The sequence below is a fragment of the Porphyromonadaceae bacterium W3.11 genome (assembly GCA_030434245.1).
Classification (GTDB): Bacteria; Bacteroidota; Bacteroidia; order Bacteroidales; family Porphyromonadaceae; genus Porphyromonas_A.
Genome location: JAUISX010000009.1, coordinates 1 through 10923, shown reverse-complemented (window position 1 = coordinate 10923; position 10923 = coordinate 1). Strand labels below are relative to the sequence as shown.

The 10923-nt window shown below is 46.6% G+C and carries 17 protein-coding genes; 4 read left to right on the top strand and 13 right to left on the bottom strand.

The genetic code is table 11. From position 1 onward, the window contains the following. The 3 genes from QYZ87_10935 to QYZ87_10925 form a co-directional block, all read left to right on the top strand. Window positions 1-2549 (top strand): DUF935 family protein (locus tag QYZ87_10935; GenBank protein MDN4755021.1); only part of this gene is annotated, 2549 nt, incomplete at its 5' end. Window positions 2550-2664: 115 nt separating this feature from the next. Beyond that, window positions 2665-3162 carry a phage virion morphogenesis protein gene (locus QYZ87_10930; protein MDN4755020.1) on the top strand — a complete coding sequence of 166 codons (498 nt, stop codon included), beginning with the start codon at window positions 2665-2667 and terminating at the stop codon, window positions 3160-3162. Beyond that, complete coding sequence (locus QYZ87_10925) at window positions 3159-3590, top strand: hypothetical protein (protein MDN4755019.1); 432 nt, start codon at window positions 3159-3161, stop codon at window positions 3588-3590. Before QYZ87_10930 ends, QYZ87_10925 begins: the two co-directional genes overlap by 4 nt. Here the strand turns inward: QYZ87_10925 and QYZ87_10920 are convergent, their stop codons facing one another. The 11 genes from QYZ87_10920 to QYZ87_10870 form a co-directional block, all read right to left on the bottom strand. Further along, a complete protein-coding gene (locus tag QYZ87_10920; protein ID MDN4755018.1) occupies window positions 3591-3818 on the bottom strand; it encodes a hypothetical protein in 228 nt (75 codons plus the stop codon). It lies immediately after the preceding gene. A 183-nt stretch (window positions 3819-4001) separates the two neighbouring features. Continuing rightward, on the bottom strand, window positions 4002-4328 hold the full coding sequence (locus QYZ87_10915; GenBank protein MDN4755017.1) for a hypothetical protein: 327 nt from the start codon (window positions 4326-4328) through the stop codon (window positions 4002-4004). Continuing rightward, window positions 4297-4503 (bottom strand): hypothetical protein, encoded by a 207-nt coding sequence (locus QYZ87_10910; protein MDN4755016.1) that lies wholly within the window; start codon window positions 4501-4503, stop codon window positions 4297-4299. Before QYZ87_10910 ends, QYZ87_10915 begins: the two co-directional genes overlap by 32 nt. 91 nt (window positions 4504-4594) lie before the next feature. After that, a complete protein-coding gene (locus QYZ87_10905; protein ID MDN4755015.1) occupies window positions 4595-4807 on the bottom strand; it encodes a hypothetical protein in 213 nt (70 codons plus the stop codon). Between the two features lie 16 nt (window positions 4808-4823). Beyond that, complete coding sequence (locus QYZ87_10900) at window positions 4824-5486, bottom strand: DUF3164 family protein (protein MDN4755014.1); 663 nt, start codon at window positions 5484-5486, stop codon at window positions 4824-4826. Between the two features lie 20 nt (window positions 5487-5506). Continuing rightward, window positions 5507-6013, bottom strand: a complete 507-nt coding sequence (locus QYZ87_10895; GenBank protein MDN4755013.1) for a hypothetical protein — start codon at window positions 6011-6013, stop codon at window positions 5507-5509. Beyond that, entirely contained in the window at window positions 6013-6381 is a 369-nt protein-coding gene (locus QYZ87_10890) for a hypothetical protein (protein ID MDN4755012.1), read from the bottom strand. Before QYZ87_10890 ends, QYZ87_10895 begins: the two co-directional genes overlap by 1 nt. Window positions 6382-6392: 11 nt before the next feature. Continuing rightward, window positions 6393-7013: a hypothetical protein gene (locus QYZ87_10885; protein ID MDN4755011.1), complete on the bottom strand. Its 621-nt coding sequence runs from the start codon at window positions 7011-7013 to the stop codon at window positions 6393-6395. Between the two features lie 125 nt (window positions 7014-7138). Continuing rightward, window positions 7139-8065 carry a recombinase family protein gene (locus QYZ87_10880; GenBank protein ID MDN4755010.1) on the bottom strand — a complete coding sequence of 309 codons (927 nt, stop codon included), beginning with the start codon at window positions 8063-8065 and terminating at the stop codon, window positions 7139-7141. Beyond that, window positions 8062-8313 (bottom strand): hypothetical protein, encoded by a 252-nt coding sequence (locus QYZ87_10875; GenBank protein MDN4755009.1) that lies wholly within the window; start codon window positions 8311-8313, stop codon window positions 8062-8064. Before QYZ87_10875 ends, QYZ87_10880 begins: the two co-directional genes overlap by 4 nt. Window position 8314: 1 nt before the next feature. Next, on the bottom strand, window positions 8315-8557 hold the full coding sequence (locus QYZ87_10870; GenBank protein MDN4755008.1) for a hypothetical protein: 243 nt from the start codon (window positions 8555-8557) through the stop codon (window positions 8315-8317). 43 nt (window positions 8558-8600) lie between these two features. On the opposite strand from QYZ87_10870, the gene QYZ87_10865 reads away from it, so the two are divergent. Then, the gene (locus tag QYZ87_10865) at window positions 8601-9011 is read left to right on the top strand and encodes a hypothetical protein (protein ID MDN4755007.1); all 411 of its coding nucleotides are present in this window, start codon (window positions 8601-8603) and stop codon (window positions 9009-9011) included. A gap of 241 nt (window positions 9012-9252) precedes the next feature. Here QYZ87_10865 and QYZ87_10860 read toward each other — a convergent pair whose 3' ends face one another. Further along, window positions 9253-10092 (bottom strand): ATP-binding protein, encoded by an 840-nt coding sequence (locus QYZ87_10860; GenBank protein MDN4755006.1) that lies wholly within the window; start codon window positions 10090-10092, stop codon window positions 9253-9255. Between the two features lie 22 nt (window positions 10093-10114). Further along, window positions 10115-10923: hypothetical protein (locus QYZ87_10855; GenBank protein ID MDN4755005.1), on the bottom strand; the 809-nt coding region annotated here is incomplete at its 5' end.

Below are 10923 nucleotides of genomic sequence, written 5' to 3'. Positions count from 1 at the left end.
GCCTACCACTTATCTATTTGGATCCAACCCTAAACGCAATAACCACTATTGATATGGCAAAGAAAAAGAGTAAAAAACCAGCTCAGACTGGCACCGTGATACAAGATTTGGTGATTAAGCCCATCCGTAGAAATGTGTGGGAGGCAAGTGCTTGGCGCTCGGCACTACGTAGTGCTGACTACGGTCGCCCATCCACCCTCTATGATATGTATGATGATATGCTGCTCGACCCCTACCTATCGCATGGGGTGGATAAGCGTACCAATGCAGTGGCTCTGGCCGATTTGGTGTTTGCAGATAGCAAGGGCAAACCTGTAGAGGTGATGGATGACCTGATGGATACAATTGCTTGGGAGGACCTACTCAAGGAGATTGCCAAGTCAAGGTTTTATGGCCGCTCTGCTGCGGAGCTGAGCTTTAATGACGATGGGCTTGTAACTTCTGCCATCCCTACCAAGCACATCTCCTTGGAGCGGAAGGGTATCATCATCGACCTCGCCAACGAAGAAAAGGTAATCCCCTACGAGGGGGAGCGCTCGCTGATCGTTTGCGGTAAGCCACGCTACTGGGGGCTAATCCTCAAAGGCATCCCGTATGCTATCTTTAAGCGAGGGGGCTTTGGCGACTGGGCACAGTGGATAGAGTTATTCGGCATGCCGATGCGTATCGGTAAATACAACTCTTACGACCAAGCCTCACGACGGGTACTCGAGCAGGCTTTGGAACAAGCTGGATCTGCTGCCTATATGGTGGTGCCTGACGGTGCGGAGATAGATATTCGGGAGACCAAAGCCACCAATGGTATCAGCTTTGACCAATTCCGCAAGGCTTGTAATGAGGAGATATTGATTAGCCTGCTGGGGCAAACGCTCACCACCATTGCAGGGGATAAGGGGGCACGCTCGCTGGGTGAGGTGCACATGGAGGTGGAGGAGTCGCTATTTAAGAGCGACCAGAAGTATGTGCAGCGAATACTCAATAGTCAGGTGTTACCTTTCCTTGAGGAGCGAGGATTGCCCGTCAGTGGAGGTCGATTTGTCTTCCCAAGCTCCGTGGAGCAAACATCGGTGAATGACTTGGTGCAGCTCTCTACACTAATGGCGATACCTGAGAGCTACCTACGGGACCGATACGGCATACCTGCACCAGATGGAGACGAGCCAACCACAGGCAAAAAGGAGGAGCCAAAGCAAGAGGAGGAAAAGCCTGAAGAAGAGGAGCCGAAGGAGCCAAAAAAGGAAGAGCAACCCGATAAAAAGCTGCATGATGTAACTCTTGCAGCTTCAAAAAAAAAAGCCCAGAAAGTTCGGACGCCTTGGTGGCTGAAATTGAAGCACTCTATTACGGGGAACATTCAACTTGCTGACGACTACTCCATCAATATCGACAAACTCTTTGAGGAGGCACTCAAGGAGGTATATGGGGAAGCACTTGTGGAAGAGTCCAAGAAGACCCTCTCTCCATCGCTTTTTAGAGTAACCAATGATCCTCTCCAGCATGCGGTGGACTCTGCATTCGCATCGCCTGAGTTTGGAAAGCCTGAGCAGGGCTTCCTCGACCAGTTTAAGTACAATACGGGCGTTTTTGCAGCCTTTAAGGCGCATGCCGAGCAGAAGCTATTGGTATCTATGCTCCTTGATGAGGAGGGCAATCTACGCTCATTTAGAGAGTTTCGCAAGGCCGTTAAGGCGGTCAATATCCAGTGGAATGAACAGTGGTTGCGTACCGAGTACAATACCGCCGTACGCTCAGCCCGCTCTGCCGCCAACTACCAAGATGCCCTCCGCTCGAAGGACACTTATCCTAATCTGGAGTACCTCATCAGTAGTGCTCGTGATAAACGAGATGAGCACCTCGAATTAGTTGGAACCATTCTACCGATAGAGGACCCATTTTGGGATATCTACCTTCCGCCGTGGGACTGGAATTGCCAATGCAGCTTCCGCCCTACAGATAAGCCTGCAACGGGTGTGCCTAAGATCACCCAAATGATACCTCCAACATTCCAAAACAATCCAGGCAAAACTGCCGAGTTCGTTAAGCTTAACGAACACCCATACCTCAAGGGCAAGGGCGTAGCCACCTGCCCCGAGTGCCGCCGACAAGGACTGGTGTCAAGTGGCTCTGGCGACGAGCTCTGCCAGATGCACCAGCAGGCAAGGGAAGAGCATGTACAAAAATTAGACTCTAAAGAAACAACAAAAAGACTTTTAGCTGTCCTTAGACCCAAGGAGGTTCGCTATCCTGAATTTAAGGGAAAACTCGGTAAATTCGTGCGAAATTCTGTCACTGAGAATATGCGTTACGGCGAATTGTACCCCATTAAGAAAGAGGTTCTTGAAAATATTGATGAGTACTTGAACGCAGAATACATGCACAAGTTCAAAAAAAATGTAAAGAGAAGCAAGGATAACTATGTCTTAGGCTACCATAAATTTACAATTAAATACAAAGGGAATAATCCGATAGGAAAGGATAGAAACATTGAACTGCAATTTGAAGAGCGGGAAACGGGTGAAATAGTCTTCCACTTCATAAAGCTGATATAAAAAGAAAAGTGGTAATAACCCGTCACCACTCTGTTCGTCGCCAGGGGTCGCAGTTATCACCACTTCTTTGATTTCTCACCACAAAGGTACGTAAACAATTTAATATGAACAAACAATGGATATTCAGGAGTTTGCAGTAGTAATCGAGACGAAGAATAAGCAGCTACAAGAGTTTATCCGCTCGCAGGCGGTAAAGGATATTGTGGGCACGGAAGCTGTAGCACACTTCAAGCGAAGCTTCGAGGATGAGGGCTTTACCGATGAAACGCTCAACCCTTGGAAGGAGGTGGAGCGACGGAAGCCCGAATCGCCCTGGTATGGGCACTCTGGGCAAACGGGGAAGTTTAGTCCAGAGCGGACCAGCGCACCCATCCTGAATGGCGAAACGGGGCTCCTCAAAAACTCTATCCGATACACCTACCTACCTGATGGGGTGCGGGTCTCGAATAGTGCTCCTTACGCTGCGGTGCATCAGTACGGCCAACCAGCAAAGATCTACGGCAAAAAGCCATTCACCATGCCAACACGCCCATTTATAGGGCGTAGCAAGGTGCTCATGCGTAAAATCGAAGAGAAAATATATAGTAAAATATTAGACATCGTAAAGAAATGAAAGCAATTTACACCGCCCTCCTCGGGCAACTACAGACCATCACTCAGCTTAAATACATCGACATGGATACGGGGCAGCTCGAAGTGGGCTTCGCGGAGACCAAGCGACCACCCATCGCCTACCCAGCCGCACTTATTACTATTTCTGTGAACCGCCAGCAGGACATTACTGAGGTCTCCCAGCTCTGCAATGCGAGGGTAACAGTCCGTATCGCTGACGATACCGCTATGCGAACTGCAGCGCACCAATCGCAGCGGTCGAGGTCACTACAGATTTACGACCTTGTGGAGGAGGTGCGGGAGTGCCTGCAGGGATATACAGGCGAAGAAACCTTTAGTCCTCTCTCTCGTATCAGTCAGGAGAGGGAGCGTCAGAGCAATGGTTTATTTGTCTATCGGATAGACTTTGAAACAACCTTTAAACAGTAGTTAATCAAAGAGCGAACGTTGGCGTGGCATCGTTGGATTGCTTTCGCTCTCTTTAGCCCGCTGTAAGTAGCGGTAGAAGGTGCGGCGGCTCATCGGGTAGATGTGTTGGACAATAGAGCGGTACACCCACTCTTTGGAGCGATCTTGCCGACCTGGCTCATAGTTCGCCTCCACAATCTCTTGTATGATCAGCGACATCTTACGTGTATTTCTGTGTACTTTTCCCATCCCATCTACCTTCTTCTCACAAATATAACGTTTATTCAGCAAAAAGCAGAGTGGGACGTGCCTCACGGCATATCCCACTCCTCATTAATCACTTTACAATTATGAAAAAAAGAAATTATTAATATCCAAAACATCCCTCATAGGGGTTGCATTTTTCCTCGTTCGTGCCCTCATCGATGAGCCTTAGAGCCTCCTTCCAGCCGGGGAAGCCACCGAGGTTACGATCATCAATGTAGAGGTCGGCACTTTTCGGCAATCATTCGAGTAGCGCTCGAAGTTCTCTCGAGCGTTACAATTGATGTTGTCAAAGGGGATACCCTTCTCCAGCAAAAAGTTAATGGCATCGGTCTGATCTTGCCCCTCTCTGCACGTCCATATAATAAGATGATGCCCCCGCCTCTTCAGCTCCTGCATGGCATCCCTTGCACCATTCACCACTACTCCAACTTCTGGGTATGGGCTGGCATTTATTACGCCATCAAAATCTACTGCTATTACCATCTTCCTCATACTCATCTTCAACCTCCCTTTGTTTCTCTCTCAATCTGTCTCTTAACTCACTTTTCCAGTCGCTTAAGCTGACCGTCACAGCCTCATAATCCGCATTTCTTAACGAGGTCTGCATATCATTTATAAATGAAAGGTCCGCCCTAATCGCTTCTATGCTATTCCTATCTTTTTCCATATCGTTTATAATATTGAGGGGGTGCCAGGAGTGATTTTTTGCTGCTTTGCTCCCTAGGTTGATGCCACTGCATTTCACCCCCTCATGTTAATTACCAAAACATATTCTCATCCTTTATGATTATCTTAGCCTCGCTATTGCGATATTTCGCCCTTGGCGCAATCAAATTAAGAGTTTCTTGCGCTGAGTAATATGGACGATTGATTTCCCACAGATGAAGGAGGTACTCCTTCTTATTACGTTTCGGCGAATCGATATGACTACTTGTCGTACGCTGATTGTTACTTATTTCAATATTACCCATAACAGTTACATTTTCCTTACATTTCACTCACTTCGCCCACTTCTGTCATGGATAAGGGGACTGTTGTCCAGCCGTTATGGTCATCTTTGATTTCGCAGCGAATGTATCGCTTCGAAAGGGTAGGTAAATAGCTTTCCTCAATGATCTTCACGGCTTCCAGGAACTCCTCCGATTTTGTTTCTTCGGCGATACGTCTCAGCTGAATCACTCGACTAGCTTTGAGATTCCCCTTACTGTCCTTAGAAAGTAATCGGAATACCATATCCACCAGGGCTTTGCTCTTGTCATCGCCCACTAGGCTCTCTAGGTACTTTCGGACCATCTGAATACCGTCGTCCACTGTGTCACGGTATCCGTCGATAGTGTGATAACCAAGAGTTACCCTCATGGTGCTATCGGAATTGGTGAAAGTGTGTGAGCGCTGCCCCTCGCTGACCAAGCCCAGTACATCGCCTTTCATGCGAATCAGCTCCTCGAACTGCTGAAATACTCGTTCCTTGCTCATGCCTAGCCCATCACTGACCTGCTGAAGGCTTGGCACCACGGCCTGTAACGTCTCATCGACTAGTTCACGATAGGCGTCGCGGTTCTGCTGACGAGTGTTCTCCTCCTCTTTCTTCTTTTTCCACGCCTTGTACTCCTCAAATTCTTTTCTCTCTTGCTCTGTCATGGTACTCATTGTTATATCATATTTGATTGTTAATTATAATTACCTCTTTTTATCATTTGTGCCGTAGTCACATTCGTGTAATAGACGCACTTCCTCTTTTTATCCTTTTGGGGCTCCACCACGGTCACCTCCTCCTCTTTTTCTTTCTTCTTCTTTCGGTTGATCGCGTACATCTTTCGTCTGAGTTTTTCGAGCTCCTCCTCATTGAGCTGGTGGAACTCCTTGCCCGCAATTCGCGACTGACTTACGAAGCGATTCACTGCCTCCCAGTCGCTCGTATCGATGCCATAGCTTTTCAGTAGCTTAAGCACAGCCGAGCGTTTACGCCTCTTTTCGGGATTGGCTTTGGAAGGCTTGAAGCCTGTCTGCTTTCTCAGTTCTGCCCTGAGCTTCACGAGCTCACCACCTGTGAGCTCACGCAAACTATTTGTCCTCCCATCGGAAACACTTTCGCACATCACACGTTTAAGCTCCTCTGCTTCCAGCTCTCCTGCTAGCTTATTAATCATCGCCCAGATGTCGCTATATCCTCTCATTACCCTCTTATATTTAGTTGTTCACTGACAGTGTAGGCCACCATCCTATCGTAAGGCCCCATCATCACTCCTGTCACCATCCGATAGACCATCGCCATAGTCGCCACCTCAGAGTAATTCATACTGATAGTGTACTTTTCCTTCTGACTCAGGAGACGTTGCCCGAGTCTCTGTGATAGTTGCACCAGGTTGAAGAATTTTCCCTCCTCTTCCTGAGTGAGTCCCTTTCTCGCCTCGAAAAAGGAGACAGCTATCAGTGTGACCATCGCCACACTTCTTAGTTCAGCAAAGGATAACTTCATTTTCTTTCTCTCGTGCATAATCCGCAGACGGCTGTTGTACACTGTTCTTTCTTCTATACTATTCATCGTTTCCTTTTTTATTGCTCTTTTCCCCAATAAATCTCTGCCTTCTCCTTCCAAATGTCGAACTCGCCTCGCTCACCGATAAAGCGGCCCTTACTGAAAGCCCTATACCCTTCCACCCATATCTTTAAGGAGGCATCGTACATCACACTCACTGCTTCGTTGCCTGCTGGGTTATTGCCACTGGCATGGCTGATGAAAATAAGCAGGTGCTTCGGGAAACGCTCCTTGAACTGGATGTAATCGATATAACTCATGCGGGTGTATTGAAAGGAGTCGATAATCACGATGCGTGGGCTCCGCTTTTTCTCGAGTCGCTCTCCGAGCTCCTCCATACTTTCGCTGATAATTCGTAGGGAGCCGTTCACCTCCATCATCCCAAATCGCTTGAGGGTGTTCGCCATGGTGAGGCCTGTGCCCTCCTCCAGCGAGTTAAATAGCACAATGCCATACTTGCAGAGCTCCTTGGCGAGCATCATCGTAAACGAACTCTTGCCATTGCCACTCTTGCCCCATATAATCCAAGTGCCACACTGCTCTGGCTTGCCGAAAAAGGCTTGCCACTCCTCTGACAGCTCAAAGGTTTCCAGCTTCTGATTGAGCACCTGACTCACCGATAATGCTTGCTTTGCCATATTATTCTCCTATATCGTCCGATTTATCCGTTTATAGTCGCGGATAAATCCGTTAGTACTTCCCAATAAATCCGCTAATAGACGCGGATGCCTTCCTGATGCTATTCACCATACATTTCAGCATTCTATACTGATGCTTTAGCATTTTCCCACTCATCTTTTAATAACTTGTTTATTTTATTTGCTTCCTTCGCTAATCTCTTATGCCCATGATCGCGATATAGTAGATGAAGCTCTCGTGAACCCTGCACAGTATAGTAGACCTGATCGTAAGTGTACTCTGGCATAGTTGCTGCTATCTCAGGTAACGTCATATTTGACTCGATAAGCACTTTAAGCCTATTAGTATCAATCTCTGGAGCCTCTGAGAGTAGTCGCTTACGCTCCATCTCCTCCTCCCATCTCTTCTGTCGGGCATCATAAAGTTGTTCCCAATTTTTATGAACTTTCCAAAGGACGAGACTTCGAGAAATCGTAGCTCTATCAATTCCTGTAACTCTATATATTTCGTTGATAGACACCCCATATCTGTAGAGTGTCACAATCGTATCCTTTTTCTCCTCTACGTGTTTTGCATTCGTAAACGTACCCGAATTTTTTCGTGGAGGGCGTCCTAATAACACTCCCATCTTTTTTCGTAGTGCCAAACCTTCCAGCGTTCTTTGCTGTATGAGCTGTCTCTCAATCTCGGATGCCAATCCAAACGCAAATGCAAGTACCTTAGATTGAATGTCATTACCCATGTGATACCCCTCCTTTACAGTGTGAATTTCCCCTCCCAATTTCATCACTTTATTCAGGATCTCCATTACCATTAAGAGATTTCTACCGAGCCTACTGATCTCGCTAGAAATGAGTATATCACCCGCCTCCATTTGATTAAGAAGCTCCCCTAAGTGTCTTTTTGCGTAATCAACACCACCTGATACGCCATCATCCACTACATACTCATCAATAACCCACCCCTTATCCTTCGCGTATTCATCAACCCCCTGCTTTTGACTATTTATATCCTGCTCCGAAGAGCTCACTCTTAAATAACCGTATATCATAATCCTAGTATTTCTTTTATTTTTTCTTCGTTGTTAGGTCTTTTATTTGCATAATCTGCAAGACTCTCATCCTCTTTTAAGGCACCCACCTTTTCAAGCCTTTCTATCACTTTAACGATATCAAAGACTGGTCTTTTATGCATTTTTGTTAGTTGTATATCTATATAGTTGATACTTCCTAGCTCGTGTGCGATCTCTGGAAAGCACCGATTAAACTCTTTTTTCGCTAAGCCCCAATCCAACTCCATATCACGCCCTAAGTTTCAACACACACTTTTTCACCCGCCTCAAATCAAAATCAAATTGCTCTGCATCTCTAATCACATTATTGATAGTTGATTCATTTGTTATTCCATTTCCTGACTTTCCCCATATAATCCAAGTTCCACACTGCTCTGGCTTGCCGAAAAAGGCTTGCCACTCCTCTGACAGCTCAAAGGTTTCCAGCTTCTGATTGAGCACCTGACTCACCGATAATGCTTGCTTACTCATAATTCACTATCTTTGTAGCATTATTAACTAAAACAAATTCACCATGGTACAATTAAGTATGTTTACAGAGGTTTATGTCTCAGGAGGTGCGTCCGAGCTCTCTTCCGAAGATGTTCATCTACTAAAGCAGACCCTTCAGGGCTTCCGCTACATCCTTGAGCTCTTTGGTTTTGACCCTGAACTTCTACAGGTTGGGTACAAGAACTGGGCTTTTGATTTTCGCTCTGCTCCTGAGGACGAGATACATCCACGTTTTTCAAGAGAGTGCACGCACTTTCATTGTTGGGACATTGATGTGGAAATACAGGTCGAGAATCTAAGTAAAGCCTATCGAATGTCGGCCCTAATGGAGCAGCTACACGCGTCCCTTCAGTATTGCATGCCGAAGGATAATGTTGAGGTCTCAAATCTGGACTTGCGATTGGACGGCACCCCTCTATTACCTTCAATATAAAATCAATTGTTTTAGGGTCATCAGCACTTATCGCTGATATATTTACCTCTGTTCTTTCGTTCGTCTGTATTACTTTAATATCCATAATTCACTTCTTTTTTTCTCGGAGAGTTTTTTCACGCTCTCGGAGAGTTTTATATTTTTCTTGGAGTTCAACATTTATAAATGCGGGTTAATCAGTTTCTATAAACGGGTAAATCCGTTTGTACACACGGATTTCTCCGTTTGTACACACCGTTACTCACGCCCTTAACTTCAACACACACTTCTTTACTCGTCGCAGGTCAAAATCAAATTGCTCGGCATCTCTAATCACGCTATTGATGGTGGAGTCATCGAGGATGCCATTCGCCTTGCAGATACCGTAGATATCGCTCGGAGTGGTTTTGTCCACCACATAAAACCTCCGACCAATCCTCGAGTGTAGCTCGTTGTACCCTCGTTTGTTATGTCTTAGCCCGCTATTCATACGCTTTTCGATGTAGTCGGTGCTAAGCATCACGATACCACAGTGCCCCTCGAGGTGATTATAAATGGTAACGCAATAGAGTAGGATGCTATCTATCAGCTTGTCGGCTTCGTCAAGTATCAAGACTGGGTTATTTTTATTCCTAAGCACCTCAATCAAAAATTCAAGTCGGGCCCGCAAACCACTCTCCACACTCTTCTCACCGAGGGCGGATAGACAAGCATCGAGGAAATCCGAACGCTTCATATCCTCACTGCACAACACATATACGGCATTGGCATTGCGGGCAGAGTAATTGCGGGCAGTAGTGCTTTTACCTGCTCCAGCGTCAGCCACCAACCAAGTACAGCTTGATTTATCTTGTGAGTCTTTGATCACGGCACATATCTCCTGATATGCCGCAGTCTCCACCTCCACCCATCCATCGCTCTTGGTGCAGAGCTTGGCAAATAGGCTACTCCACATCTCATCCGATATCACCTCATCTCTATTGCCTCGGATGATATCGCCAACGGTGGTGGTACCGATAGCGAGGTGGTTAGCGGCCTTTCGCTGTGAGCCTAGTCGTGCCACCAGCTCTTTAAGTTTAGTTCTAATAAGTTCTTTATTCATAATTAGTAGTAATGTTTTTATATTATAATTTCTCGATTAGTTTTCCTTTCATTTCTTGATTGGTGAGTGGTCGTACATCGGACCAATCCATCTTACTCTCTACCTTCTTAATCACCGCCAGCGATGTGGTGGCATTCTTAAGCGAAATAGTAACATCATCCACTTTGGCAAGCTCTTGTGCAAGCTCCACAGCACGCTCATTATCCGCCTTGGATGCCCCAAGCATACGTGGGTAATTGCTCTGCTGATGTTGCTGATACTTGATGTCGATGGCCTTGCCAATCGCATCCCTACGCACCCGCATCTCCTTATCCGCATCTAGGACCTTCTTGGTTAGTTCGTCATCCTTCGCGGTGCGGTCTTCTGCCGCCATAGCCACTTTAATGGCTGGGTGTAGATAACGCTCAAACCTCCACACATCGCCCTTATCCACTCGGTAGATGGCGATTTTCGTAAGGTCCAGAGGGTCATACTTCACGCCAAATTGTCGGCGGGTGTTGCTCATACGCCACTCGATATCAATTTCGCCATCGGGTGTATAGGCTTCGTAATAATACTCCTTATTATCCTCTGTAATCGTAAGCCCGCCCTGCAGGAAGGTGCTTTGCCTTGGTCGCTTCTCCCAGAATAGTTCCACATAATCTTCGGTGGTGAGCTCCATACGATCTGGATTGACCCGCTCTACTTTGTACAGCTGCTCACGGGTAAACTCGCCCTCTACCACTTGGCTATTCCACTGATGGATGCAATTACTTGTAAATTCTTTCAAGGTTTCATAGGTCGGTAATTTGTCGAGATTAGCATTAATCCACTCAAGGTTGGCTGCGCTCA

Coding starts and splice junctions, on each gene's coding strand:
- QYZ87_10865 (MDN4755007.1), top strand. CDS start 8,601: ATGGTACAATTAAGTATGTTTACAGAGGTTTATGTCTCAGGAGGTGCG.
- QYZ87_10920 (MDN4755018.1), bottom strand. CDS start 3,818: ATGGGAAAAGTACACAGAAATACACGTAAGATGTCGCTGATCATACAA.
- QYZ87_10905 (MDN4755015.1), bottom strand. CDS start 4,807: ATGGGTAATATTGAAATAAGTAACAATCAGCGTACGACAAGTAGTCAT.
- QYZ87_10925 (MDN4755019.1), top strand. CDS start 3,159: ATGAAAGCAATTTACACCGCCCTCCTCGGGCAACTACAGACCATCACT.
- QYZ87_10930 (MDN4755020.1), top strand. CDS start 2,665: ATGGATATTCAGGAGTTTGCAGTAGTAATCGAGACGAAGAATAAGCAG.
- QYZ87_10895 (MDN4755013.1), bottom strand. CDS start 6,013: ATGAGAGGATATAGCGACATCTGGGCGATGATTAATAAGCTAGCAGGA.
- QYZ87_10875 (MDN4755009.1), bottom strand. CDS start 8,313: ATGGAGTTGGATTGGGGCTTAGCGAAAAAAGAGTTTAATCGGTGCTTT.
- QYZ87_10880 (MDN4755010.1), bottom strand. CDS start 8,065: ATGATATACGGTTATTTAAGAGTGAGCTCTTCGGAGCAGGATATAAAT.
- QYZ87_10885 (MDN4755011.1), bottom strand. CDS start 7,013: ATGGCAAAGCAAGCATTATCGGTGAGTCAGGTGCTCAATCAGAAGCTG.
- QYZ87_10870 (MDN4755008.1), bottom strand. CDS start 8,557: ATGAGTAAGCAAGCATTATCGGTGAGTCAGGTGCTCAATCAGAAGCTG.
- QYZ87_10910 (MDN4755016.1), bottom strand. CDS start 4,503: ATGGAAAAAGATAGGAATAGCATAGAAGCGATTAGGGCGGACCTTTCA.
- QYZ87_10860 (MDN4755006.1), bottom strand. CDS start 10,092: ATGAATAAAGAACTTATTAGAACTAAACTTAAAGAGCTGGTGGCACGA.
- QYZ87_10900 (MDN4755014.1), bottom strand. CDS start 5,486: ATGAGTACCATGACAGAGCAAGAGAGAAAAGAATTTGAGGAGTACAAG.
- QYZ87_10915 (MDN4755017.1), bottom strand. CDS start 4,328: ATGAGGAAGATGGTAATAGCAGTAGATTTTGATGGCGTAATAAATGCC.
- QYZ87_10890 (MDN4755012.1), bottom strand. CDS start 6,381: ATGAATAGTATAGAAGAAAGAACAGTGTACAACAGCCGTCTGCGGATT.